The organism is Novosphingobium profundi (assembly GCF_018491765.1).
In the GTDB taxonomy this organism is placed as follows: Bacteria; Pseudomonadota; Alphaproteobacteria; order Sphingomonadales; family Sphingomonadaceae; genus Novosphingobium; species Novosphingobium profundi.
The window spans coordinates 1-26060 of record NZ_JABWCU010000019.1 but is presented as its reverse complement, the minus strand read 5'-3'; the positions used below and the strand labels follow the sequence as shown (position 1 = coordinate 26060).

17 protein-coding genes are annotated in these 26060 nt (G+C 68.8%); 9 read left to right on the top strand and 8 right to left on the bottom strand.

The genetic code is table 11. The annotated features are described in order from the left end of the window. Nucleotides 1-15: 15 nt before the first annotated feature. Nucleotides 16-2715, bottom strand: coding sequence for a M1 family metallopeptidase (locus HT136_RS20260; RefSeq protein WP_214201672.1), 2700 nt, complete (start codon nucleotides 2713-2715; stop codon nucleotides 16-18). Nucleotides 2716-2867: 152 nt separating this feature from the next. On the opposite strand from HT136_RS20260, the gene HT136_RS20255 reads away from it, so the two are divergent. Together HT136_RS20255 and HT136_RS20250 are read left to right on the top strand one after the other, a co-directional pair. Next, nucleotides 2868-3224, top strand: coding sequence for a hypothetical protein (locus tag HT136_RS20255; protein ID WP_214201671.1), 357 nt, complete (start codon nucleotides 2868-2870; stop codon nucleotides 3222-3224). Nucleotides 3225-3289: 65 nt separating this feature from the next. Further along, entirely contained in the window at nucleotides 3290-3589 is a 300-nt protein-coding gene (locus HT136_RS20250) for a hypothetical protein (protein ID WP_214201670.1), read from the top strand. Between the two features lie 65 nt (nucleotides 3590-3654). Here HT136_RS20250 and HT136_RS20245 read toward each other — a convergent pair whose 3' ends face one another. From HT136_RS20245 to HT136_RS20235, 3 genes are all read right to left on the bottom strand, one after another. Continuing rightward, nucleotides 3655-4806 (bottom strand): alpha/beta fold hydrolase, encoded by a 1152-nt coding sequence (locus HT136_RS20245; protein ID WP_214201669.1) that lies wholly within the window; start codon nucleotides 4804-4806, stop codon nucleotides 3655-3657. A 253-nt stretch (nucleotides 4807-5059) separates the two neighbouring features. Beyond that, nucleotides 5060-7765 carry an SH3 domain-containing protein gene (locus HT136_RS20240; RefSeq protein ID WP_214201668.1) on the bottom strand — a complete coding sequence of 902 codons (2706 nt, stop codon included), beginning with the start codon at nucleotides 7763-7765 and terminating at the stop codon, nucleotides 5060-5062. Further along, nucleotides 7762-8601, bottom strand: a complete 840-nt coding sequence (locus tag HT136_RS20235) for a hypothetical protein (protein ID WP_214201667.1) — start codon at nucleotides 8599-8601, stop codon at nucleotides 7762-7764. Before HT136_RS20235 ends, HT136_RS20240 begins: the two co-directional genes overlap by 4 nt. 271 nt (nucleotides 8602-8872) lie before the next feature. Between HT136_RS20235 and HT136_RS20230 the strand changes: the two genes are divergently transcribed. After that, a complete protein-coding gene (locus HT136_RS20230; protein ID WP_214201666.1) occupies nucleotides 8873-10387 on the top strand; it encodes an OpgD/OpgG family glucan biosynthesis protein in 1515 nt (504 codons plus the stop codon). Nucleotide 10388: 1 nt separating this feature from the next. On the opposite strand, the gene HT136_RS20225 is transcribed toward HT136_RS20230, so the two are convergent. Together HT136_RS20225 and HT136_RS20220 are read right to left on the bottom strand one after the other, a co-directional pair. Continuing rightward, on the bottom strand, nucleotides 10389-11552 hold the full coding sequence (locus HT136_RS20225; RefSeq protein WP_214201665.1) for a glycerophosphodiester phosphodiesterase: 1164 nt from the start codon (nucleotides 11550-11552) through the stop codon (nucleotides 10389-10391). Continuing rightward, nucleotides 11552-13936, bottom strand: coding sequence for a TonB-dependent receptor (locus tag HT136_RS20220; protein ID WP_214201664.1), 2385 nt, complete (start codon nucleotides 13934-13936; stop codon nucleotides 11552-11554). Before HT136_RS20220 ends, HT136_RS20225 begins: the two co-directional genes overlap by 1 nt. Nucleotides 13937-14243: 307 nt before the next feature. On the opposite strand from HT136_RS20220, the gene HT136_RS20215 reads away from it, so the two are divergent. Beyond that, entirely contained in the window at nucleotides 14244-14702 is a 459-nt protein-coding gene (locus HT136_RS20215; protein WP_214201663.1) for an MFS transporter, read from the top strand. Nucleotides 14703-14870: 168 nt separating this feature from the next. Continuing rightward, nucleotides 14871-16079 (top strand): D-mannonate dehydratase ManD, encoded by a 1209-nt coding sequence (manD, locus tag HT136_RS20210; protein WP_214201662.1) that lies wholly within the window; start codon nucleotides 14871-14873, stop codon nucleotides 16077-16079. 60 nt (nucleotides 16080-16139) lie between these two features. Here manD and HT136_RS20205 read toward each other — a convergent pair whose 3' ends face one another. Continuing rightward, entirely contained in the window at nucleotides 16140-18950 is a 2811-nt protein-coding gene (locus HT136_RS20205; RefSeq protein WP_214201661.1) for a glycosyl hydrolase 115 family protein, read from the bottom strand. Nucleotides 18951-19407: 457 nt separating this feature from the next. Between HT136_RS20205 and HT136_RS20200 the strand changes: the two genes are divergently transcribed. Together HT136_RS20200 and HT136_RS20195 are read left to right on the top strand one after the other, a co-directional pair. Beyond that, nucleotides 19408-20286, top strand: a complete 879-nt coding sequence (locus HT136_RS20200) for a shikimate 5-dehydrogenase (RefSeq protein ID WP_214201660.1) — start codon at nucleotides 19408-19410, stop codon at nucleotides 20284-20286. 73 nt (nucleotides 20287-20359) lie between these two features. Further along, nucleotides 20360-21370, top strand: coding sequence for a class 1 fructose-bisphosphatase (locus HT136_RS20195; RefSeq protein ID WP_214201659.1), 1011 nt, complete (start codon nucleotides 20360-20362; stop codon nucleotides 21368-21370). 60 nt (nucleotides 21371-21430) lie between these two features. Here HT136_RS20195 and HT136_RS20190 read toward each other — a convergent pair whose 3' ends face one another. Continuing rightward, nucleotides 21431-22963, bottom strand: coding sequence for a UxaA family hydrolase (locus tag HT136_RS20190; protein ID WP_246543998.1), 1533 nt, complete (start codon nucleotides 22961-22963; stop codon nucleotides 21431-21433). 91 nt (nucleotides 22964-23054) lie between these two features. Between HT136_RS20190 and uxaC the strand changes: the two genes are divergently transcribed. Together uxaC and HT136_RS20180 are read left to right on the top strand one after the other, a co-directional pair. Beyond that, a complete protein-coding gene (uxaC, locus tag HT136_RS20185) occupies nucleotides 23055-24503 on the top strand; it encodes a glucuronate isomerase (RefSeq protein ID WP_214201657.1) in 1449 nt (482 codons plus the stop codon). Then, nucleotides 24500-25942, top strand: a complete 1443-nt coding sequence (locus HT136_RS20180; protein ID WP_214201656.1) for a mannitol dehydrogenase family protein — start codon at nucleotides 24500-24502, stop codon at nucleotides 25940-25942. Before uxaC ends, HT136_RS20180 begins: the two co-directional genes overlap by 4 nt. Nucleotides 25943-26060: the final 118 nt, after the last annotated feature.

The following is a 26060-nucleotide window of genomic DNA, read 5'->3' as shown; positions in this document are numbered from 1 at the left end:
CGCGCTCCTGCCGCCTCAGCGCTGGGCCAGCCAGGCCGCGATCTGCGCGCGAATGCGCGGACGGTTCTTGAGCCGCTCCTCAAGGCGCGAGAGCGCCTGGTTGATCGGCTTGGCCTGGTCCTCGGGCAGCGTCGCGGCGAAGGCCTCGAGCTTCGTGGCCATTGCCGGGTCGCTCGAATTGCGCACCAGCGCGGCCTGGAAGCGCGGACGGCCCGAACTCGAGATCAGCGCGTCGGTCTCCTTGCCATGCGCACGCACGAACTCCCAGGCGAGGTCGGGATGATCGCCCGCCACCGCGACGATCATCTGCGAGCCGCTGGTGGCATCGGGCGTGCCCGAAATGGCAAGCTCGAGCGTCTGCTTGGCCAGCGCCTCGTCCTTCGCCGAACCCATCGCCGCGTAGTACATCTGGCGCTCGACGATCGAGCCCGCCCCGACGGCGAGCTGCTTCATCAAGGCCCAGTCCTGCGCGCTTGCATTCTTGGCCGCCACCGCCAGCCAGGTCGCCTTGAGCGGGCCGTCGAGCGCGTGGGGGTCGCTGGCCAGCAGGCGGAAGCGGCGGCGCGCCTCGGCGACCACTTCGGGATCGCCCATGGCGCCCAGGCGCCGGATGAGATCGCCGCGCAGCGCAGTGTCGACCAGCGGCTCGCCCGCCACCGGATCGTAGCCGAGCGCCTTCAGGCGCGGCGCGAAGCGGGCCGAGGCGAAGGTGGCCAGCGCCGCCTTGTCGGCCGGGGCCTCGAGCACGTCGTAGAAGCTCGCCCAGAGCCCCGCGAGGTTACCCGCCATGACCGGATCGACCTTGGCAGGAACCGCGGCCATGAGGTCGAGCCCGGCGCCCATGTCCTGGTAACCCGAGGAGGCCAGCGCGATGTTGTCGCGGATGAGGCCGTACTGGTTGATCGACGAGAGCCCCGCGAAGTCCTTGACCAGCGCGGCCAGCGCCTCCTTCGAATAGAGCGTGCGGTAGTAACCGAGCTGGCCTGCGTTGACGAGCACCGGTCCGCAACCCTCGAGCGTCACCGTCTCGCGGCGCGCGGTCATCAGGTGCTGGACGTCGCCGTCCTTGCTTTCCTGCGCGCTCAGCAGCAGCGGGATCGGCCAGAGGCTCTGCGTCTCGCCGGTGGTGTTGCGCGTCGAGAACTCGCCCTGCGAAAGCTGGAGCGTGGTCTTGCCGCCCTGGCACGAAACGCTCTCCACGCGCACCAGCGGCACGCCGGGCTGGGTGGTGAAGGCCTGTGCGATGCGGTTGACGTCCTTGCCGCCCGCCTGCTCGATCGCCGACCACAAGTCCTTGCTCTGGGTGTTGGCGAAGGCGTGGGTCTTCATGTAGCCGCGCAGGCCCGCGCGCCAGGTGTCCTCGCCCACGTAGTGCTCGAGCATGGTGATGACCGCCTGGCCCTTCTCGTAGGTGATCCCGTCGAAGGCCTGCTCCATCTCCGAAGTGGTGCGCACGTGCTGGACGACCGGGTGCGTGGTGGGCAACGCATCCTGCGCCATCGCGCCCTCGCGCCCGTCGATCTGGCCGAGCAGCCAGTTCCAGTCGGGATTGAAGTGCGCGGTCGCCTTGGCCGCCATCCAGCTCGCGAAGCCTTCGTTGAGCCAGATGTCGTCCCACCAGGCCATGGTGACGAGGTCGCCGAACCACTGGTGCGCCATCTCGTGCGCCTGGACCGAATAGATGCCCTGCTTGATCGACGGGCTGGTCAGCTTGGGATCGAGCAGGAGCAGGCGCTGGAAGGTCATGATCGCGCCCCAGTTCTCCATCGCGCTGAAGAACTGCGAGGCGCCCGGTGCGGCAACGTTGTCGAGCTTGGGCAGCGGGAAGCGCACGCCGAAGTAGTCGTCGTAGTAGGGTAGCACCTCGGCCATCGCATCGCGCGCATAGCCCATCTGCGCGCCCGTGCCCTTGGGGCCGACGATGCCCGTCTCGACGCCGTCGGCGGCCTTCATCGCCGCGCGCTCGAATTCGCCGGTGGCGAAGAAGAGGAGGTAGCTGCTCATGCGCGGCGTGGTCGCGAAGGTGACGCGCTTGGTCCCGTTGCCAAGGTCCTCGGTCTTGGTGATGGGCATGTTGCCGATCGCCATCTGGTCGGCGGGAACCACCGCGGAAAGGTCGAAGGTCGCCTTGTAGGCCGGCTCGTCGAAGCTGGGCACGAAGCGGCGCGCGTCGGGCGCCTCGAACTGGGTGAACAGCCCGCGCACGTCCTTGCCGGTGGCCGGATCGGGATAGTCGAGCGCGAAGAGCCCGGCCGCCTGGCGACCGATCACGCCGGTATAGGCCAGCTCGAGCCGGTAGCGGCCCTTGGCGATGGCGCTGGGTGCGGTGAAGGTGAGCGTCTGCGCTTCCGCGTCGGCGGCCACCTGGAGGTCGAGCGCCTTGCCGCCACCTGCGGGAACCAGCCGCGCGCGCGTCACGGTCAGCTCGTTGCCGTTGAGGACGAGGGTCTTGCTCGCCTGGAAGACCTGAAGATCGATCGCCGCGCTCGCGCCGAAGGTCAGCGCCTTGGCGTCGGGCTGGATCTGGATCGCGTAGTGCACCGGACGCGCAGTGCGCGGCAGGTTGCTCGGCACGCTCTCGGGGAGCGGGGTTACCGCCGCGTTCTCAGCCGAAATCACCGGCATCGCCACTTCGGCGCCCTGCGCGTTCGGGCTGAGCAGGAACGCGAAAGCCGCTGCCGCGCTCGAGGCGCCCGCGAGGAGTGTGCGACGCATTTGTTAGGTCTCCTGGTATGCATTTTAGGAAAGGGAGTAATAATCGGTCGAGCGGGAGTAACCTTCTTTTGCGCGTCCCGCCAGCCCCCTTCACCCCCTGCGCGCGCACAGCGCCCTTGCCGGTGCGCTTGCGCCACACTAGATCGGTGCGGGTGACCTTCAAGCTCCCCTGCCTCGCCAGTTTGCGCCTTTTCGCGCTGGCGCTGCTCTGCGCCATCGGCGTGCAGGCCCTGGAGCCGATCCGCGCCCCGCTCGAACGCACGCAGGGCTCCGCCTTCAGCGCGGCCACGCTCGACCTCGCGCTGGTCTCCCAACGCGAGCAGGCCGCCAAGCCGGTGGTCTCCCGGTCTGCGCCGCCGCAGGCAAGGCTCGAGCCAGCTGCGCATCCTCGCCCGCTCGCGCAAGCGGTCCGCCCCGCGCCCGCCTTCGCGCACGCCCCGATCCGCGCGCCACCTCCGCGCGGCCGCCCCGGCTCTCCACCCGACGCCACGGCCCCGCCCCGCGCCTGAAGAACACCGACGCCGGCCTGCCCCGTGCAGGCCCCGTTTCCCGTATCTTCAGGACCTATCCACTTATGAACCCCAAGAACGCCGGCGTCGTCGCCGACGACGAACGTGCGCACGTGGCCGAACTGCTCGTGCGCTATCCCCAGCTCTCGGATGAGGAGCTCGAGGCAATCCACCGCTGGTTCCGCCGCGTCGCCACTCCGCTCGACCTGGGCACCCTCGCCTCCGATCCGCGCGTGGCAGCGCACTACCGCGCATACCGCGCGGACCATCACGACCGCTTCGCTGCGCGCGACTTCGTCCACGCAGGCATTTTCCTGAGCGTAATCGTGGCGGTGCTGGGCGCGATCTACGTCGCCATGCCCTGAGCCGGACCGGGGGACCGGCCACGCCCGCCAAGGCGCGCGGCCGGTCCCCGCTTCGCCGGGCAGGCTCAACCGAGGAAGAAGCGCTCGACCGTTGCCAGCCAGAGCGCGGGCTTGTCGAGATTGACGACGTGCCCGGCGTCGACGCGCACATATTCGCCGTGCCTGAGGCGCGCCATTGCCGCATCGGCCATCTCCCGGGTCATCGCCCCCTCGAGCATGCCGTCCGCACCGACTGACCAGTTCGCCTGCATCAGCAGCACCGGACAGCGAATTCGCGCCAGCGCCGCACCATGGTCGAAGCCCGCGTTCCAGGTGCCGTCGTAGAACGCCGCGCCGAAGCGCGGGTCATACTGGCTGAGCCCGCGGATCATCATGAACACGGTCGCGTTCCTTGCGGCAAGGCGCGGCAGTTCGACCGGTTCGCCGGGGTGGTTGCGCTCGTAAGCCGTGACCGCGCGCGTCAGGACGAAGGCAACGCCCGGCCCCGCGTGTCTGCGGAAGAACGGCTTGCTTTGCGCGATCCAGTAAAGCAGGAAATCGTCCGGATGATCGGTGCGCACCGCCGTTTCGCTGGTGGCGAAGGCCTTGTAGGCGACGGTCTGCCTGATCGCCGGATATTGCGAAGCGAACAGCGGCGGATCCTCGAGCAGCGCCTTTCGCACCCATTCGGGCCGGTTCGCCGCCAGCCAGGTCGCCAGCAACCCGCCCGAGGAATTGCCGGTGACGAAGACCGGCTGGCCGATCCGCGCCGCGATGAAGTCGCCCAGGTCCGCCCCGATCCGATTCGCGGTCATCGGGTAGTCAGCGGGCGTGACCGTCTCGCCATGGCCGGGGTAATCGATGTCGTAGACATGGAACTTGCCCGCAAGGCCCGGCAGCACGCGGCTGTAGGCGTACCAGTCGAGCAACTGGGCGTGGAGCAGGACCAGCGGCGGGCCATTGTCGGGCCCTTCCCAGTAGCTCAGCCTGACCCCGTTGACCTCGGCGAACTTGTGCCCGTAGCCCGCCTCCGCGACGCGCGCGTGGTAGGGGTCGCCCCCAGGCGCCGGCCCCGCGGCGGCAAAGACAGCGCTGGACCACAGCGCCAAAGCGCCCGTCAGCGGCGCGAAGCGGGCCAGCAGGCCGCGCGTCGTTCCGCGCGAGTGTGCCGCGGGTCCGGCGGCAGGTTGCGTGACGGGCGCCTTCGGGCGCGAGAGGATCATGTTCACGTGCGACATCGCTCTTGTTGCAACAACCCGTTGCTTTCACGGATTTTCGGGCGTGATCGATCCTATTTCCGCCCGCCCCGGCCGGGTACTCGCTTTTCCGGAACGAGCGGTCCCGCCCTCCGACGACACAGCCAAGATGTTGGTTAAAAAATAGAAATTTCAGGAAAAGGCGCAGCTCGCAGGCGACGTTCGGAACGCCTACGGCGCGCGGGCTCAGGATTCTCTAGCAGGTCTTCGGGCTCCGGACGGACTCCGCCGCGCGTCAGGTAAAGATCGACCAACCTGCCGCCTTGGCCAGTTCGGGCGAGCAGATGCCGTCGCAGTTCCCCTCGAGCAGTTCGCGCTGGCGCGCGTGAAAGCGGTCCGAGGTGTTGCGCCCGAAATCGCCGTCCGGGTCCGGCAGGCCGAGCACCGCCTGCAGGCGCCGCACTTCGTCACCCTGCGATCCGAACCGCAGGCGGTGCAGGCTCGCCCAATCCCCCGCATCCCCGGCCACACCCGAGCGACGCAGCGCGGAGGCGAGGTTCGCCTCCGCGCCGGTCAGGAGCATGTAGCCAAAGCCCTGTCCATCGCGCGCACCGTGCGCGGGCAGGCCCATCGCCTCACGGAATTTCGCCCAGGGCCCGGTATGGTTGCCCGCCCGGTCCGCTTTGCCGACCACCACCTGACAGCCGAACGAACTGAACCCCGCCTCGCTCGTCGCGTAGAAGCTGGGGTGGATGTTGTCCCCCGGCGCGCATGGGTCCGCGATGTCGGCGCGCTCGTAGCGCAAGTCGTTCGAGGAGCGGCGCACCACCACCACGCGCGGCTCGCCCAGGCTCTTGCGCAAGAGCAGGCAGCCGGGCTTTTCGTTGTGGGTGCCGGTTATGTAGCCGTAGAAGCCGGTGGGCAGCAGGTTGCCCGACTTGCGGGTCGCCTGCCAGCCGGTCACCGCCTTGGCGTTGGGCACGGTCGAGGCCGGGAATACCGCGATGCGCCCCTGCGCGCGGTCCCATACCCCCATCACGCAGCGCGCGCTGGCGTGGTCGGGGCGCTGGTCGACCAGCACCGCCTCCTCGAGCAAGCCCCCCCCACCTTGCACGATCCCGCAGCCGCGCAGGCCGAACAGGACCGCCGGACCGCCCCCGAAATCGGCGGGAAAGTGGTTGAGGGCGTGGAGCCGGGCGAGGTCCTCGGCGCGCAGCGTGAAGCGCGTTCCGGGCGGCGGCAGGCTGCGCAAGTGGGCGTAATCGATGGCCTTGTCGTCGCTCGCCCAGACCACCCGCGCGCGCGCGACGAGGTCCGCCTGGTCGAGCGCCAGCGCGGGTGGCGCCGCCCTCGCCGCCGCGACGGCCTCCTCCTCGCCCTCGTCGGGAAACGCTTTCTCCGCGTGCACGCCGGGCAGGACTTCGGGGATCAGTTCGTCCTTGCCAGCGGACGCGGCGGCAGCGCGGATGGCCTCGGCCGCTTCCATCGCCTTGATGCCCGCGTCGAACAGGTCCGCCTCGGCATCGCGGCGCCGGTTCATCCCGCCCTCGATTGTGGTGCCGCGCCAGATCCGTTTCATCGCGCGGATCTGCGCGGAGACCAGGCTGAACTGCCCGGCCGCCATTAGCGCGCGGATCGCGCGCATCTCGCGGTAGCGGTCGATCGTGTCGGTGGCCTTGCGCGCCGTGGCATAGGAGGCCCCACGGTTGAAGCTGAGCGAGACGAGCGCGCCGAGGCAATCGGGCGCGAGCCGCTCGCAATTGGGCAGGACGCGCGTGGTCGTCGCGATCATCTCGGGAATGTCGACCTTGCGGTAGACGCCCTCGGCCAGCGTCCAGGGCACGCGAATGTCCCGAAGCGAGCCCAGCAGCGCCTTGGCCGCCGCGCCGCGCTTGCCGATCGCCCCGCTCAGCCGCGCGCGGTCGGATGCGGACAGCCCCGCCCAGTTGCGCGCGAAGGCCTCCTTGGTGGTGTAGCCCAGGTCGTGGCCGATGCCGATGGTGATGCCCGACCCCGCCTGCGGCCAGATCGGGTGGATCAGCGCGCGCTCGTAATAGGCGCGGCTGCCGACCTCGAAGCCGACGACGAGGTCGCTCGCCGCCGCCGAGATCGCCAGCGCGGCGTTGGTCGCGACGGCGAGCGCCGGAGCGGACGGCGGCGCCACTGGGGCGACCGGGACCTCGAGCGCCTTCACCGCCGACGTCAGCCCCACGAAGGCGGTGTTGCGATCGGCCATCAGGAACGGGTCGACCGCGTGCATCCGGTTCTGCGCGCGCAGCTTAGCTTGCGCGGCCGCGCCCAGCCAGTCGGCCAGCGGCACGCGGTTGACACCATTTTCCCAAGACGAACTTTGCGAGATGTACAGGCGCCCCGAGCCCGGCTCGGCCACGACCTGGACGATATGGTCGATGCCGTAGACGCGCGGCGGATGGCCCAGCTCCCAGGTGTGCGCGCCATAGTCCATGCCGATGAGCATGCCCGGGCGCAGCGCGGCGGCGGTCACCTGGGCTCCGTGGAGAACGAAACCGGTGCGCCGCTCGATGCCGCTGACGATGCCGTCCGAATGGGTCACCAGCGCGGCGAAGTCGCTGCGCTCGAACACCACTTCGGGCGCTGCGGCGGCGTTGATCGCGCTGAAGGCCGCTTGCGTCAGTTCGCAGACCCAGCCCGAGCAGTCGATCCGCCCTTGCGCGCTGAGCTTGGCGCCAAGCTCATAGGAAACGCGCCCGGCGCAGCGTTCGGTCAGGGCCCAGAGCACCTCGACCGCGTCGTTTTCGACGTGCGGCAGCGCGCTGCTGACGGGGGCGAGGTAGCGCCGCGCGACATAGCCCGCGAGACGCGCATCCTGCGTGGCGACGTGCCACCACTCGGCGGCGAGATCGCCGTCGGGGACCACTGCCGTGCCGCCTGCAATGACCGCAAGGACCCGCGAATCGATGCCGGGCTCGGAGCGCAGGTTCAACCGGTTGGCGGTAACCGTGTAGTGGCCGCCCGCGCTCATCCGACCGCGTCCAGTCGGGGATCGTGCACGCGCGTCGCATCCCCCTCCCCCGCCTCCTGCGGCACCACCTTGTAGGCGAGGTAGGAGGCGTGGCTGATCGCCATGAGCGAGACGAAGCCTTCCGAAAGCGGCGGCAGGCTGGAGAAGGCGTCGCGCGGCCCCAAGGCGCCAAGCATGGCCCAGATACTGCCGACGTAGATGCCCACGATCAGCACGGTGATTGCAAATTGCTGGACCTTGCTGAGGTCCGCTGCTCCGGCGTTGCCGACGTCGTCACCCAAGAAAATGTCGGTCCACGAGGCAAGCTCGGGCTTGGCGAACTTGAACACCCGGCCGGTCGGATCGGCCTCGCCCGGACGCAGATCCAGTCGCGCTTCGGCGCTCGCCAGGGCCTGCTCGCTCGTCGCCTGGTTGGCCTTGAGCTGCAAGAGCGAGGGGACGGCGACAAACGAGCCTGCGGAAATGCCCATCGCAAACAGCAGTTGCACCGGGATCGCGATATCGAGCGCGCCCCCGCCCGGCTTGCGGTCCGGCCCGATCGGAACGAGGCCGTGCTTGATGTTCCAGGCCGCCCCCACGCAGAGCGCCGAGAGCACCAGCACGGTCCACACCAGCATCTGGAACTTGGAGAGGCTCACCCGGTTGCGGCTGTCGATCAGCACGCCGTTGAGCCGCCCGTTGACCGCGCCGCCCATGACCATGATCGCGCCGAGCAGCAGTACCGCGGTCCAGCACCAGGTCCAGCGCGGCGGCAAGGGCTGTGCCCAGTTGAGCCAGGCCATGCCCGCAATGAGCACCGTCAAAAGGCCCATCGCCAGGCTGCGGTTTTCATTCAAGGAAAGTAAAATCGGCTTACGAATTGCCCGGTTGGTCATATCGCCCTCCCGACTCTCGAACTGAATTCTTAATTCCTCAAGTAATGTGTTTCAACAAGGCGAAGCGCAAACGGCACCTCTAACGGAATTAGTAATACCTTGGCCCATGTGCGGATCCGACAGACCATCGCCTGCGATTTTCGCGGCCCCCAACGGGGCCCGGGGAACCTTGCCCGCGCGCCAAGCGCTTAGCAGGGCATTGGCGAGAGGCAGGACAAAGGGCAGGTTTCCCATGGCGCACGAGAATCTTCGCGCGACGCGTCGGCAGGTGGCAGGTGCCCTCCCGGCGCTGGCCCTGGGATTCCTGCTGGCGCCCGGCGCGCTGCGCGCGCAAGGCGATACCCGCTACGGCGCGCCCGAGGCGTTCTCGTGGGACATCCTGATCGAACGGGCGCGCGATCTCGCCGCGCGGCCCTTCGCCCAGCGTCCGCCGGCACCCGACGCTGCGCCCGACTTCGACGGCTTCGGGCGCCTCGCCTATGGTCAGGCCGCGCGGCTCGGGAATGACCTGCGGCTGTTCCCGGCGACCCACGCCATCGCCGAGCGCGGGGTCGACATCCACGTCCTGTCGCAGGGACAGGCCCGCCGCCTGATCGATGCCAAAGGCATGTTCGCGCACGACAAGGTCGCCACCCCGGCCGGATTTCGCGTGATGAACGCGCCTGGCCTCGACACCAAGGGCGACTGGCTGGCCTATCTGGGCGGTTGCTATTTCCGCTCGGCGGGCCAGCAGGACCAGTACGGCCTCTCCGCGCGGGCCATCGCCATCGACACCGGGCTCGCCACGCCGGAGGAATTCCCCGCCTTCACCGCCTTCTGGATCGAGGAACTGGGCCGTGACCACGTGCGCATCCTCGCGCTGCTCGACGGGCCCGCGCTTGCCGGAGCCTGCTCGTTCGACTGCCGCAAGGGCACGGACGGCGTCCACCAGGACGTGCGCCTCGCGCTGTTCCTGCGCCATGGCGTCACCCGCCTCGGGCTTGCCCCGCTGACCAGCATGTTCTGGTACGACCAGAGTGGCCCGCGCGCCGACTGGCGCCCCGAGATCCACGACAGCGACGGCCTTGCCGTGCTCGCGGGCAATGGCGAGCGGATCTGGCGTCCGCTCGAGAACGCGCCCCACGCACGCACCACCAGCTTTCGTGCCGACCACGTCAAGGGCTTCGGCCTGCTCCAGCGCGACCGCGACTTCGCGCATTACCAGGACGACGGCGCCTTCTACGACAAGCGCCCCTCGCTCTGGGTCGAACCCGAAGGCGACTGGGGCGCAGGCGAGGTCATGCTCTACGAGATGCCGACCGCCAGCGAGACACAGGACAACGTCGTCGCCTTCTGGGTCAGCGACACCCCCACCCAAGCCGGGGAGCGGCGCGACCTCGCCTATCGCCTGCACTGGACCAGCGAGGAACCCCTTGCCGGCACGCAGGCACGTTGCACCAACCGCTTCGAGGGCCCCGCCGGTCGCCCCGGCAGCCCGCCGGAGCAGGCCCGGCGCAAGTACGTCTTCGATTTCACCGGACCCGTTCTTGCCGGCGAGACGCGAAGCTCGGGCGTGACGGCCGAGACCGACCTGCCCCGCGAAGCCATCGCCACGCTGGCCGTCTATCCGGTGGTGGGGCGCGAGGACACTTGGCGCGTCATGCTCGAACTCCACGCCGAGAAGGCCCCGCGCCCCGAATTCCGGCTGAGCTTGCGCAAGGGTGCCTCTGCGCTCAGCGAGACGGTGATCGCAATGCTGCGCGCCTGAATCAGCCCGCCATGCCGTCCACCGCGATCCGGCCGAGCGCGGGATCATCGGTGAAGAAGCTGTCGATCCCCAGCGCGATGAAGCGGCGCATCAGTTCGATGCAGGCCTTGTCGTTGCGCGCATAGTCGTCGCCCTTGTCCTGCAGGTCGCTTGGCAGGAACACGTTTTCGGGGCGGAAGGTCCAGCACGAGACGAGGAGACCCGCCGCATGGGCATCGCGCACGAGGCTGGTCGGCGCGCGCAGCGGCCCCGGCCCGCCGCTCGCCGTGCCGAAAGGAATGATCCCTTGCAACACCGGCGAGACCCAGTCCGCGTAGCTCTTCATTTCAGCCAGCCCAGCGGGCGTGTGCATCTGGTTGTAGGTGAGCGTGCCGCCCTGCGCGGCGACGTCGGCCGGGCGCATGTCGAGCGGCACCGTCAGTTGCAGCAGCTGCATGCGCGCATAGGCGGAAATCCGCGGGCGCAACCATTTCAGGTTGCAGACCTCGAAGCTCTGGACGATGACGGGGGCGGTCTGCAGGTAATGGCTCGCCGCGACGCGATCGAGGAAACGCGGCTCGAGCTCGAGCCCGATCCCCTTGAAGTAGGTCGAATGCTTAAGCTCGGGGATGAGCCCGATCGTGCGCCCGCGCGCGGCGGATTCGGCGGCCACGAAGTCGGCGATCTCCTCCAGCGTCAGCAGCTGGAACTGGCCCGAATAGCCGTTGCTCTCGGGCCGCTTCGCGCCCAGCCGCTCGACCGCCCGCAAGGTCTTGAGCTCGGCAAGCGTGAAGTCCTCGGTAAACCAGCCGGTGATCGTCTGGCCGTCGACGACTTTGGTCGTGCGCCGCCCGGCGAACTCGGGATGGTCGGCGACGTTGGTGGTCTCGGCAATGTCGTTCTCATGACGGGCGACGAGCACGCCGTCCTTCGTCGCGACGAGGTCGGGCTCGACGAAGTCGGCGCCCTGCTCGATCGCCTTGGCGTAAGAGGCGAGCGTGTGCTCGGGCCGCAGCGCCGAACAGCCCCGGTGCCCGATCACCAGCGGCCTGGCCCGGCCCGCTGCGTTGGAAGCGGGCGAGAGCGCGTCCGCCAAGGCGGGGACGAGCGCGAAAGCGGTGCCGAGCCCCGCACCCGTCGCCAGCAGGCGACGGCGCGAGACGGCATCGAGGGTCCAGGCCGCCATCAGAACGAGCCCGAGAAGGTGAGGAACCACTGGCGCGGTGCCAGCGGGTAGACCGCGTAGACCGAGCTGGGCTGGCTGACCGAGATCGTCGAGGCGCCCTTCTCGTCGAAGATGTTGGTGACGTTGAGCGAAAGCGTCGCCTTCTTCGCCAGCGAGTCCAATGTCGGCATCTCGAAGGCCAGCCGCCCGCTCGCCAGGAAGTAGGAACCGACCGAACCGTCGTTGGTGTACGTCGCATAGCGCTTGCCCACGTATTCGCCGGTAAGCTGGAGGTCGAGCGGCCCGGCGTTGGCCGAGACCACCGTCTTGTTCATCCACTTGGGGCTGCCCGGAACCTGCTTGCCCGAGGTCGCGTAGGTCGTCGTGCCGTTGGTGTAGTCGTCGTCGTACTTCGAGCTGTTGAACGAGACGCCGTTGTATATCGAGAAGTGCGGCCCGAACGAAAGCGTCAGCGCGGCGTCGGCACCGTCGGTGGTCACCCCGCCCACGTTGAACAGCGCGGTCGTGCCGCCCGTGATCGAGCTGCCGCCAAGGCCGCCCACGGTCGTGCTGACGGCCAGCAGGCGGTTCGAGAAATCGACATGGTAGTAGTTGAGCTGGAGGTCGAGCGCGGAAAGGAAGAAGCCCGGGAAGCTGCGGTGGCTGCGCAGGCCCGCCTCATAAGTCCACGAGGTCTCGGGCTTGCCGGTCTCTTTGAAGTAGTCGAAGGCCTCCTGGCTGCCCTGGCTCCACGGCGCGGTGCCGTAGTTGCGCATGTTCTTCTGGATGTTGAAATAGAGCTGCTCGGAGCCGTTGAGGTCGTACTTCGCGCCAAGTGCGGGCAGGAACCATTCCTTGGTGCTGATCTTGCCCGAGGGCAGGCCGTCGACCATGCCCGAATAGGATCCCGCGACCGGCTGCACCGGGTACCAGCCCTTGGCGAAGACGAGGCTCGACTTGACGCCGCCCTCGACGGTCAGGCGGTCGTTGGCCTCCCACTTGTCCTGCAGGTGAAGCTGCACGGCGTCGGTGCGGTACTGGAACACGTACTGGGTGAAAAGCGCGTTCTTTTGCCAGTGATAGGGGTCTGTCGGATTGTCGACGTCGAGCGCGTACCAGCGGCGCCAGTTCTGGCCGCTGTTGTGCTCGTACCAGCCGCCCAGCTCGAGCGTGTGGTTGCCCAGCGTCGCCTGGAGCGTCGAGACCAGCCCCTCGCGGTCGATGCGGTACTGGGTGACGCGCGTGACGTAACCGCTGCCTCCGGTCACGTCGACCAGCTCGCCGATATCGTAGTCGGGGTAATAGGCCTTGACCACCGAGAGCGACTGGCCGAGCGGCCCGGCGACCACGCCCTGGCCCTGGTTGTGGTGGTAGTAGACCTGGTTCGACCAGGTCACGGCGTCGCTGATGTTCGCGTCGTACTTGAGGTAGCCCAGATAGTCGGTGCGAAGCGCGGCCGAGAAGTAGTTGCGGTAGTTGCTGCCTTCCGCAGTCGGCGTGTTGCCATCGGCATCGACGTAGTCGAGCGCGGCCCGGAAATTGGGATAAGTGAACGGGCGGGTGTAGGGGGTATAGGCCTGCGCCGCCGTGGTCGGATTGACGTAGGTCGTCGTCGCGTCCTCGTTGGGCTCCTGCTTGTCCGAGAAATCGAAGTAGGCGGTCAGCTTGCCCGCGTCGTTGTCGTGGACGTACTTGGCGTTGACCTGCCAGCCCTTCTGGCGCCCGTCGTAGTCCCAGGCGCGCGCATTCTGGCGGGCGGCGGCGATGTAGGCGCTGTTAGAACCGTCCGCGCCGAAGGCCCCGGTGTCGAGGCGCAAGTAGGTGCGCGAGGCCTGGTAGGAGCCGATCGTCTGGTTGAAGTCGAGGCCCATGTCCGCCTTGGGATCGGCCGAAGTCAGCTCGATCGCACCGCCCAGGTTGTTGAGCGAGGGAATGCCCAGCTCACCCGCGCCGGTGGAGACGACGACGCTGCCGATGTTTTCGGAAATGACCGCACGCTGCGGCGAGATCCCGGTGATGTTGCCGTAGGACAAGTCGCCCAGCGGCAGCCCGTCGAGCGTATAGCCCAGCTGGTTGATCGCGAAGCCGTGGATGTAGAGCGACATGTTCTGCTCGTTGTTGCCCCAGGGATCGCCGGTCTGGTACATCACGCCGGGCATCGTCTGGATCGCGCGAAAGGCCGCGACACCGGGCAGGATCTTCTGGATCTCGACTCCGGTCAGTTCGGTCGCGGTGCGTGTGGTCTTGGCCGCGGTCACCACGATCGCGCCGCTCGGCGCCGCGGCGGCGCTTTCGGTCGCGGCGGCGCTGTCGGCCGCATCGGCGGCGAACGAGGGCGTCGCCAACGAGGCGAATGCCAGCGCACCAAGGGAAAGCGTTGCGTGCAAACGAAGGGAATGCGTCATCGTCATCATCCTGAACCTTGCGAGGCCACACAGGCCCCGTTCGGCGGTCGGATAGGCCGGGACGATGACGGTTCCACGATGCTTCGATGACAGCACCGACCACCAGCCGTCACACGAAAGTCATCTTTGCATTAAGATGTAACTGATTGTTTATAAACAACGAATTTACCAATCGGCACGGATCCAGGCAGATTGCGCACGTTTTCGCCCCATCGGGCCGCACGCGATCGATTGCAGGACGAGCGCCGCGCCGTACAGGCCTGCGCAACACGTGCAAGCGGTGCAAACAGACTTGCATTAGATCGACGTGCCCGCCCTCGCCATTCGCCCGCCTTCCCGCCAGGACGGGCGAACCCCGCGCAGCGCGCGAACAGGCAAGGCCCGACGTGTCTCGGTCTGGGGGCTCGACCTCAAGGGCGTCGCACTCTGGGCCTGGATGCCCTTCGTCGCGGCCGATCTCGGCTCGCTCTACGCCGGCTTGCGGCCCCCGCTGCCGATGCGGCGCGGCGCGGGGGTCATCGCCTCGCGCACGATCACGATGTCGTTCGGGGCGCAGAGCATGGTGGGCCCGGCCTGCATCGGGCTTGCGGGCTCGCCGGGTGTGGCGACCGCCTTGTTCAGCTTCGTAGGATTGGCCTACCAGGTGCTGAACGGCGCCCTCATCACCCGGTGTTCGGTCATCTTCGACAGCCGCATGGTCGGGACCGCCAGCGGCATGGCCATCTTGTGGACGCTGCTGCGCAGCGCAGCCCCTCCGAAAGACTGAACCCGGCGCGTGCCACCCGAAGCGGGCCCGGTATGCGATGGCCGCAGCGACGCCACCGGGCGCCTGGGTCCACCCACCCAAGAGGCATGACCTATTGCAAATTCATTGTAAGGCCAATATGCAAGGATTCTTTCGGGCATCAGGCGCCCATCCTTCGGAGACATTGCCGTGAAGATCACTTCGGCCAAAGTCATCGTGACTTGCCCTGGACGCAATTTCGTTACTCTCAAGATCGAAACCGACCAAGGCGTCCACGGCATTGGCGATGCGACCATCAACGGACGCGAAAAGGCCGCCGTCGCCTATCTCGAAGAGCATGTGATCCCCTGCCTGATCGGAATGGACCCGCGCCGGATCGAGGACATCTGGCAGTACCTCTATCGCGGGGCCTACTGGCGCCGCGGCCCGGTGACGATGCGCGCGATTGCCGCGGTCGACGTCGCCTTGTGGGACATCAAGGCCAAGATGGCGGGCATGCCGCTGTACCAGCTGCTGGGCGGGCGCAGCCGCGAGGGGGTCATGGTCTATGGCCATGCCAATGGCGCGGACATCGCCGAGACCGTCGAGGCCGTCGGCCACTACATCGACCTGGGCTACAAGGCGATCCGCGCCCAGACCGGCGTGCCCGGTATCAAGGACGCCTACGGCGTGGGCCGCGGCAAGCTCTACTACGAACCGGCCGACGCCGCGCTGCCCTCGGTCACCGGGTGGGATACCCGCAAGGCACTCAACTACGTGCCCCGGCTGTTCGAGAAGCTGCGCGAAACCTACGGCTTCGACCACCACCTGCTGCACGACGGGCACCATCGCTACACCCCACAGGAGGCCGCGAACCTGGGCAAGATGCTCGAACCCTACCAGCTGTTCTGGCTGGAGGACTGCACCCCGGCGGAAAACCAGGACGCCTTCCGGCTGGTGCGCCACCACACCACCACGCCGCTTGCCGTGGGCGAGGTCTTCAGTTCGATCTGGGACGCCAAGGACCTGATCGAGAACCAGCTGATCGACTATATCCGCTGCACCATCGTGAGCGCGGGCGGGGTCACCCACTTGCGCCGCATCGCCGACCTCGCCGCGCTCTACCAGGTGCGCACCGGTTGCCACGGCGCGACCGACCTCTCGCCGGTGACGATGGGAACCGCGCTGCACTTCGACACCTGGGTACCCAATTTCGGCATCCAGGAATACATGCGCCACACCGAGGAGACCGATGCGGTGTTCCCGCACGATTACCGCTTCGAAAAGGGCGAGCTGTTCTGCGGCGAAACCCCGGGCCATGGCGTTGACATCGACGAGGCGCTGGCCGCCAGGTACCCGTACAAGCCGGCCTATCTTCCCGTTGCCCGCCTCGAGGACGGGACGATGTGGAACTGGTAAGGCGAGGCGCGGCACGCAGCGGCCCTGACCTACCTGCCCTGACCTGCGCAAGCGCTGCGCTTACCGCGTCGGCGCCACACCATAATAGGCCGGTGCCCCGTCGCGATGCAGTTCGAGCCGGTCGAGCAGGAAGCCCGGGTCGAGCGCCTCGACGCGGACCGTGTGGTGGCCGCCCTCCAGCTGCGGCAGCCGGATCTCGCGCCGGGCGGTGTTGCTCAGCACGTTGGCCTTCCATTCGTCGCTGCGCCCGTGGGTTTCGAAGTCGAGAATCCGAGGTTCCCCCTCATCGATCCGAACCGCGATCCGCACGTGGTTCTGCAAGGTGAGCGGGTGCACCGGAAGCGCGACAATCTGCAACGCGGCATCGCCCTTGTCGGACGTGTCGAATTCGAAGCGCGCGAGGCCGTTCCCGCGCCCCTCCGCCCTGCTGGGCAGGTCAAGCCGACTGCGCAAGACCAGCCCTGAAGAGCCCAGTTCGGGCACGCGTTCCCAATCCCGACCCTCGAGCGCGGCGATCGCGGCGGGCATGGAAACGATGTGATCGATCTCCACCGCCTGATCCGCGCGGGTCGAGGCGACCACGCGTGCCGAAGCCGCGATCGGCGCTGCGCCGCAGACGAGCGGGCCCAGGGCCGGGGCGCGGTCTTGCCCGTCATAGGTGATGGCGATGCGCTGCATGTAGCCGTTCGCCGCATCGAGGTGCCCCTGCAGGCGGGCCGCAGTCAGCCCCTTGAGACCCGACAACTGCCAGTCCGCCGCCTTGCCCCGGCTCTCGACCGTCAGCACGTGGCTGGCCGCCCGCCCGGCAACGAAAGTGAGTTCACCCGTGTCGGCCGTGCAGCCTTCGCGCGCGGGATATTCCGCGTGGGGATAGACCGGCTCGGCGAAGACCGGCAGGCGGCGTGGGGCCATGTCCATGATCCCCCGCCACTTGCCCCCGGCCAGCGCGTTGTAGGTCGCCGTGTCGGCGACGATTCGGGCGTGGGCGGCGCGGGCCTGGTCGGCCAGCAGGTTCGCGACCGGTCGCCCCTGCCGGGCATAGAGCGCGGCGAGATCGAGCTTGAGATTGCGCGCGTTCAGGCTCGCCGCCCCGCGCAGGGGATAGAGCACCAGTTCCAGGAAGGCATCGCGCCGATCGGCCGGCATCCGCTCCGCAAGGGCCTCGGCGCGGCGAACCAGCGCGGCGTAGCGATCGATCCGGCGCCAGGCCTCCCCGCCGCCCGAGCGCACGTAGTCGCCGATACGAACCGGGGTGATCGGCTCGACCTGGCTGAAGCCCATGAATTCGGGCCGGCGTTCGAAGGCGAGATCGTAGTACTCGGTCATGATGCCGGCGACCTCGTCCGCCGCGCCGGGGCCGAACTGGCGCGCGGCCCATCGGGTCAGCGCCATGTGCGGACTGCGCGCGATCGCCGCGTGATCGAAGGCCATGTCGAGGAAATAGTCCATCAGGTACTCGGCCGGCTTGATGTCGCCGACGTTGAGCACCCAGATGCGATCCGCGCCGACATGCGCGGCGCGCTCCATCTGCTCGCGCACCAGAGCGGGATGCGTGGTCGCCAGCCACAGGTAGTCGTGGGGCCGCCCCCAGTAGGACACGTGGTAATAGACGCCCGAACCGCCTGCGCGGGCCTGCTCCCTGGCGTCGGGCAGCTGGTTGATGTAGCCGTAGTTGTCCTCGGGCCAGACCAGCGTCACGTCATCGGGCACGCGAAGGCCCATCCGGTAGGTCTCGAGCACTTCCTTGTAGAGCGTCAGCGCCTGCGGAACCTGGTCGGCGGGCCGGTGCAAGGCCCCCTCCAGCAGGCCGCGCTGCAAGGTGATGGCCTCCTGCAGCGCATCGCGCGCCGCCTCGGGGCTGGAGGCGCCTTCCATGGCCGAATCGTGCACCCCGCGCAGGCCCACGGTGTAGACGTTCTCGAAACCGGCAACGTCCTCGATCCGCTGCTGCCAGTAGCGCTCCATCTTCGGGCGGTTGACGAAGAAGTTGAACGGCCCGTCGCTCGCCTCGTGCCATTCGCGCACGTTGTTGCGCATCATCGGCTCGGCGTGCGAGGTCCCGACCACGATCGCATGGTCGCGCGCCGCCTCGGCATTGCCCGGCACGCTGTAGAACGCCGCCGTGCTGTCGTGCATCGCGGGCCAGATCAGGTTCGCCTTGAGGCGCCACATCAGTTCGAAGATGCGCGCGTACGTGCGCGGGCCGATGTCGCCCACTTCGGGTTCGAAGGTGTGCGCCGCCCAGGGCTGCAGCCCCCAGTCCTCGTCGTTGAGAAATATGCCCCGGTAGCGCACCGAGGGGGACGCGGAAACCTTGCGCGCGGGATCGACGCCGATCCGTGCGACCTGTCGCGGGGTGACGTCGGCCCACCATTCCCATGCCGAGACCCCCAGTTCGCGGGTCAGGTCGACCGCCCCCCAGATCGTGCCGCGCACGTCCGAACCCGCGATCACCAGATAGCGCCGCCCCGCAACCGAGCGCGAGGCCAGGCCCTGGCGCACGTAGCATTCCCACTGGCCGTCCAGTTCCCCGGCGGCAAATCCCGTATCGCGCGCCACCGCCGCAAGCAGGTCCGAGCCCGGCCCGGCCAGCACGATGCAGACCTGGCCGCACTCTTCGAGGCGCGCCGACACGACCGGCTGGCCCCCGCTCAGGGCGGCGAGGTCGCGGGCCAGCATGTCCGCTGCCAGCGTGAGCGGGTGGCTGTCCTCGTGAATGATCGCGGCGGGCCGGGTGCCTTGCGCGATCAGCCAGGGCCCGGTTGCAGGCGCCGGGGCTGGCGGGGCGGCGGGCGATGCCGTCGGCAGGCCAGCCAGCAGGCCGCTCGCGACAAGGAGGCTCGAGGGCTTCAACCGCTTGAAAACGCGCATCTCAGCGCACGTCCGGCGTGGCGAACGGCGCCAGAAGCACCGCATCGACCGTCGCCGGAGCGCTCACCACCGGCAGGCCCTTGACCATCTGCGCGATGTTCACGCTGCCCTTTCCATCGGTCCATCTCCCTATCCGCGCTTCGGCGCCTGTCGTTGTCGGCGAATTTAGGGCACGGATTTGTCTCTCAGACAAGTGCCCATACCAATTTCGGGACATGGACAGTCCAATTTTCGGCCCGCAGTGGCAAGGGCCAAGGCGTCACGCTGGCCTTGCCCACGCGATCGGTGAGCCTGCTCGACGTGCGCAGAGGCTCCGCTCGCGCAAAAGGCCGGCTGGCGCGCGGGCTTGCGAGAGCGCGGACAGCTGTTGCATAGTTGCGCCGCTGGCGGGGCGCACACATGCCCGGCGACATCGCGCTCGCCGGCCCGACCTGCTTCAACGAGGATTGCGTCCCAGATGACCGAATTTTCCGACCTGCCCTTCCTCAACAAGCAGACCATCGGGCGCGATACGCGGCTGTGCATGTCGCTTTCCGCGCGCCCCGGCAATGCGGGCTCGCGGCTGCACAACACGCTCTACGGCCTGCTCGGGCTCGACTATGTCTACAAGTCGTTCCCGACCGCCGACATCGCGGGCGCGATCGCGGGCCTGCGCGCGCTGGGCGTGCGCGGCTGCGCGATCTCGATGCCCTTCAAGGAGGCGGTGATCCCCCTGCTCGACGGCCTCGAGGCCTCGGCCCGCGCGATCGACAGCGTCAACACCATCGTCAACGACGAGGGCCGGCTGACCGGGTACAACACCGATTATTCGGCCGTGCGCCGGCTGGTCGAGCGCCGCGCGATCGATCCCGCGACGCCCTTCGTGCTGCGCGGCAGCGGCGGCATGGCCAAGGCGGTCACGGCGGCACTTCGCGACTGCGGCTTTCGCGCGGGAACGATCGTCGCCCGCAATCCCGAGACCGGCCCCGCGCTCGCCGCCCAATACGGCTTTGCCTGGAGCGAGACCCTGCCCGAACCCGGCGCGGGGCTGCTCGTCAACGTCACCCCGCTCGGCATGGAGGGCGCCGACGCCGAAGTGCTGGCGTTCCCCGCCGAACATGTCGCGGGCTGCCAAGTCGCTTTCGACGTCGTCGCCCAGCCCGCGCGCACGCTCTTCGTGAAAGCCGCCGAGGATGCCGGGAAACCGGTGATCACGGGCGCCGAAGTGATCGTGCTCCAGGCGCTCGAGCAATTCGTGCTCTACACCGGCATCGCGCCCGACGCGCGCGCGATCGAACGCGCGGTCGCCTTCGTCCATGGCGACGAGGTCGCCCGCCTCGTCGGAAATGCGCTGTGAGGCGCTCGACGCCAGCCACCATCGCTGTTACCGAGCGGGACAAAGTTCGTTTGGAAGGAGCACGCAGGCCATCATGAAACCCGTCACTCTCACCCGCTTCCTCCTCGAGCAGCAGCGGCGGCCCGATTCGACCTGCCCGGCCGAACTGCGCCTCCTCATCGAAACCGTCGCGCGCGCCTGCAAGGCGATCAACCACGCGATCTCCAAGGGTGCGCTCGGCGACGTGCTGGGCAGCCTGGAATCCGAGAACGTCCAGGGCGAAGTCCAGAAGAAGCTCGACGTGCTCGCCAACGACCTGCTGGTCGACGCCAACGAATGGGGCGGGCACCTGGCGGGCATGGCGTCCGAGGAAATGGACACCATCCATCCCATCCCCAACCGCTTCCCCCGCGGCGAATACCTGCTGGTCTACGATCCGATCGACGGGTCGAGCAACGTCGACGTCGACTTGTCGGTCGGCACGATCTTCTCGGTCCTGCGCGCGCCGGCCGCCTGCGCGGGCCGTGAGGTGTGCGAGGACGACTTCCTCCAGCCCGGCACCGAACAGGCCGCGTCGGGCTATGCGATCTACGGCCCCCAGACGCTGCTGGTGCTCACGCTGGGCACCGGCGTCTACGAGTTCACGCTCGACCGCGAACTGGGCGCCTGGATCATGACCGACGGCCCGATCCGCATTCCCGAGGGCAATTGCGAGATCGCCATCAACATGGCCCGCCGCCCCCAGTGGTCGAGCGAGATCACCCACTACATCAACGAGCGCCTGACCAACGAGAAGGCGCCGTGCGGGCGTGCCTACAACATGCGCTGGACCGGCTCGATGGTCGCCGACGTCCACCGCATCCTCAAGCGTGGCGGGATCTTCCTCTACCCCTCCGACAGCCGCACGCCGGGCAAGGCCCGCCTGCGCCTGCTTTACGAGGCCAACCCGATGGGCCTGCTGATCGAGCAGGCCGGCGGCGCGGCGATCGACGGCGCGGGCCGCGTGCTCGACATCCAGCCCGCCAGCCTGCACCAGCGTGTCGGCCTGATCCTGGGCGACGCGGCCGAGATCCGCACGCTGCAGGACATCGCCGTTACGGCCTGAGGCCGGCTTCGCGCCCCCGGCCCGCGCCGCGCGCGGATCGGGGGGCGGCACGCGGCGTGCCTACAAGGTCACGCCGCGTTTCCAGATGCCGATGGCGCGCTCCTCGTTGATCTCGTTGCGCGCGCGCGCGCCGCTGGCGATGGCGAGGATGCGCGCGAGCAGCGCCTGCGCTGCGCCGTCCATCCCCTCCTCGAGCACGCGCGCGGCATCGAAATCGGTCCAGTTCGCCTTGCGCTGCGCCAAGGCGTGGTTCGAGGCGATCTTGAGCGTGGGCACCGGGCTGCCGAGCGGTGTGCCGCGCCCGGTCGAGAACAGGGTGATCGTCGCCCCAGCGGCCGCCAGCGCGGTCGTCGAGACCGCGTCGTTGCCCGGCGCCTCGAGCACCGTCAGGCCGCTGCGCGAAAGCCGTTCGCCATAGCCGATCACGTCGCAGACCGGGGCCAGGCCGCCCTTCTGCACCGCACCGAGCGACTTTTCCTCCAGCGTGGTGATCCCGCCTGCGATATTGCCCGGGCTGGGGTTTTCCGAAACCGGCTCGCCGTTCTCGAGGAAGTAGCGCTTGAAGCCGTTGACGAGCGTACAGAGCTTGTCGAACACGCCCTCGTCCACCGCGCGCTCCATCAGCAGCGTCTCGGCCCCGAAGATCTCGGGAATTTCGGTCAGGATTGCCGAACCGCCCGCCTCGGTGACCGCGTCGGCCATGAGCCCGATCAGGGGATTGGCGGTCAGTCCGCTCATCGCGTCCGAGCCGCCGCACTTGACGCCCAGGCGCAGCGCCGAAAGCGGGACTTCCTCGCGCCGGTCCCGTGCCATGAGTGCCAGCAGCTCGTCGATCAACGCTTCGCCCGCGGCGAACTCGTCGCTTTCGGATTGCGCGCGCAGCACGCGCAGGCGTGCGCGGCGGTCGGCGGGAATGCGCTCGAGCAGCGCGTCGAGCTGGTTTGATTCGCAGCCCAGCCCGAGCAGCAGCACGCCGCCCGCATTGGGGTTGAGCGCGAGCGCAGCGATCACCGCCGCGGTCCCCTCGAGGTCCGCGCCAAGCTGCGAACAGCCAAAGGGGTGGTTGAAGGCATGGGCCCCGTCGACGCCTTCGGGCGCCAGCGCAGCCAGGCGTTGATTGGCGCTTGCGGCCAGCCGCTCGCCCAGCCGCCCGACGCAACCGACCGTCGGCAGGATCCAGAGCTCGTTGCGCGTGCCCACCGCACCATCGGCGCGTCGGTAGCCTTGGAAGGTGTGTTCGCGCGAACCGGGCGCCGCGGGCGCCCGAACGCCTGCGCCGGAATAGCTGTAGCTCCGCTCGCCGCCGAGCGCGGTGTGCAGGTTGTGGCTGTGGACGTGTTCGCCCGGCGCGATCGCGCGCGTCGCCAGCCCGATCGGCGCGCGGTAGCGATAGACCGGCGCGCCTTGCGCAATGTCCACGAGCGCGAACTTGTGCCCGCTCGGCACCGCATCGCGCAAGCGCACGCGGGCACCTGCGACGAGCACCTCCTCGCCCGCCTCGAGCGGGCGCAGCGCAATCGCCACATGGTCCTCAACCCCAATGCGGATGGCGTCGGGGGCAGCGGGAAGAAGAGTCGTTTCAGCCGTGGTCATGGCGCGGAAATACAGCATTGCCAACGCTGGCACAACTAGGTACTCGCTAGCCAGACATTGCCGCGAAAATGGACCGGAGACCCGACGCACCATGGCCCGCCTCAGCCTGCATCCCGACCGCCTGCTGCCCGCAGATCCCACCACCCGCGCGATCGCGCGCGAACTCTACGCCGGTGTCGCGGATCTGCCGATCATCAGCCCCCACGGCCACACCGATCCCGAATGGTTCGCCGGCAACGCGCCCTGGTCGAACGCCACCGAGCTGCTGCTCGCACCCGACCATTACCTCTTTCGCATGCTCTATTCGCAAGGCGTGGACCTCGACGCGCTGGCCGTGCCGCGCAAGGGCGGGGTACGGCCCGAAACCGATCCGCGCGCAGCCTGGCGCCTCTTCGCGGCGAATTGGCACCTGTTCCGGGGCACGCCCTCGGCGATGTGGCTGGGCCACGTCTTTGCCGAGGTCTTCGGCATCGACGAGGCGCTCGATGCGGGCAGCGCGGACCGGTACTATGACACCATCGCCGAGGCTCTCGCCAGCCCGGCCTTCACCCCGCGCGCGCTGTTCGAGCGCTTCAACATCGAGCTCCTGGCGACCACCGAGGGCGCGGCCGACACGCTCGAACACCACAAGGCGATCCGCGCCTCGGGCTGGAAGGGCAATGTCGTCACCACCTACCGCCCCGATTCGGTGATCGATCCCGAGCACGACAGCTTCGCGCGCGACATGGCGCGCTTTGCCGAGCTTTCGGGCGAAGACCTCTCCTCGTGGCAGGGCTATCTCGCCGCACACCGCCGCCGCCGCGCCGATTTCCGGGCCCTGGGCGCGACCGCGACCGACCACGGTTTCCTCACCGCGCGCACCGCCAACTTGTCGCGCACCGAGTGCGAGGCGCTCTACGCCAAGGTGCGGGCCTGCTTCGAAGGCACGGGCGTGGTCACCGCAGAGGAAGCCGAGCTGTTCCGCGCACAGATGCTCACCGAGATGGCGCGCATGAGCGTGGAGGACGGCATGACCATGCAGATCCACCCCGGCGCCACGCGCAACCACAACGCCAAGCTCTTCGCCAGCCACGGCCGCGACAAGGGCGCCGACATCCCGCGCGCCACCGAATACGTCGAGGCGCTGCGCCCGATGCTCGACCTGCTGGGCAACGAACCCACACTCACCGTGATCCTCTTCACGCTCGACGAGACGACCTACGCGCGCGAACTGGCCCCGCTCGCCGGGCACTATCCATGCCTACGCCTCGGCCCTGCCTGGTGGTTCCACGACAGCCCCGAGGGCATGCGCCGTTTCCGCGAGATGACCACCGAGACCGCCGGGTTCTACAACACGGTGGGCTTCAACGACGACACCCGCGCGTTCCTGTCGATCCCCGCGCGCCACGACGTCGCGCGGCGTATCGACTGCGGCTTCCTCGCCCGCCTCGTCGCCGAGCACCGCATGGCGGACTGGGAAGCGGCCGAACTCGCGCACGAGCTGACTGTCGGCCTCGTACGCAAGGCCTATCGCCTGCCGAGCCCGGGAGCGGGCGCATGACCCGGCTTTCCAACGCCGCGCTCGCCGCCCTGCCCGAGCATGTTGCCCGGCCCGGCTACGACCGCGCGCAGGTCGTGCCCGGCGTCGTCCACTTCGGCCCGGGCGCCTTCCACCGCGCGCACCAGGCCGCCGCCTTCGACACCGTCCTCGCGCACGATCCGCGCTGGGGGGTGACCGGCGTCAGCCTGAATTCGCGCAGCGTGGCCCAGGCGCTCGGACCCCAGGACGGGCTCTACACGCTTGCGCTGCTCGATGCCGAAAGCCGGTTCCGGGTGATCGGCGCGATCGGGGGCGTGCTCACCCGGGACGATCCCGCCCGCATCCTCGCAGCGCTCGCCGCGCCCGAAACGCGCATCGTCAGCGCGACCGTGACCGAGAAGGGCTACTGCCTCGATGGCGAAGGCGCGCTCGATTTCGAACACCCCGCGATCCGCGCGGATCTTGCCGCGCTTTCGGGTGACCTCGCGCCCACCGCGCCGCTCGCCTCGTTCACCGGCTGGCTGGTGCGCGGGCTGGCCGCAAGGCGCGCGGCCGGCTTGCCCGGCGTGACCGTGCTCTCGTGCGACAACGTCACCGACAACGGCCGCAAGCTCGAGGCCGCGACGCTCGCGCTCGCCCGCGCGCTCGATCCCGGAACGGCGGCCTGGATCGCGGACAACGTGACTTTCCCCAACGCGATGGTCGATTCGATCACGCCCGCGACCGACGACGCGCTGCGCGCACGCGTGCGCGCCGAAACCGGGTTCGAGGACGCCTGGCCGATCCAGCGCGAGAGCTTCACCCAGTGGGTGATCGAGGACCGTTTTAGCGGCGAGCGCCCCCCGCTCGATCTTGCCGGGGTGACCTTCACCACCGACGTGCGCCCCTTCGAGAAGGCCAAGCTGCGCCTGCTCAACGGCGCGCATTCGACACTCGCCTATGTCGGGCTCGGCCTCGGGCTCGAGACGGTGGCCGAAGCGATGGCGCACGCCCCCCTCGCCGCTTTCGTCGAGCGGCTGATGCGCGAGGACATCGCCCCCTCGGTCGGCGCGACGCCGGGGCTCGACCTCGATCGCTACATCACCCAGGTGCTTGCCCGCTTCACCAATCCCGCGCTGCGCCACCTCCTTTCGCAGATCGCCTGGGACGGTTCGCAGAAGCTGCCCTACCGCTTGCTCGATACGTTGCGCGACGCGCTCGCGGCCGGGCGCGATCCGGCGCGCCTTGCGGTCCCCGTCGCGGCCTGGATCCGCTTCCTTGCCCGAGCGGCCCGCGAAGGTACGACCCTCACCGATCCGCTCGCCGCAACGCTGCTCGACCGCGCGCAGGACTGGCGCGCGCTGCTCGAGCTGCGCCCGGTGTTCGGCGAATTGTCCGGCGAGGCGCGCTTCACCCGCGCGCTCGAGCGCGCGCTCGGCACGCTGGAGGCGGGCGGCATCGAGCCGGTCGCGGCGCTCTAGGCAACCGGCGCGGGGCCGGTCGATTCGGCGGGCACGATCCGCATCGTGGGCAGGCGGCGTTCGGGCGGCGCGCGCTCCTCGATCCGGGCGATGAGCCGCTCGGCCGCCAGCGCCGCCA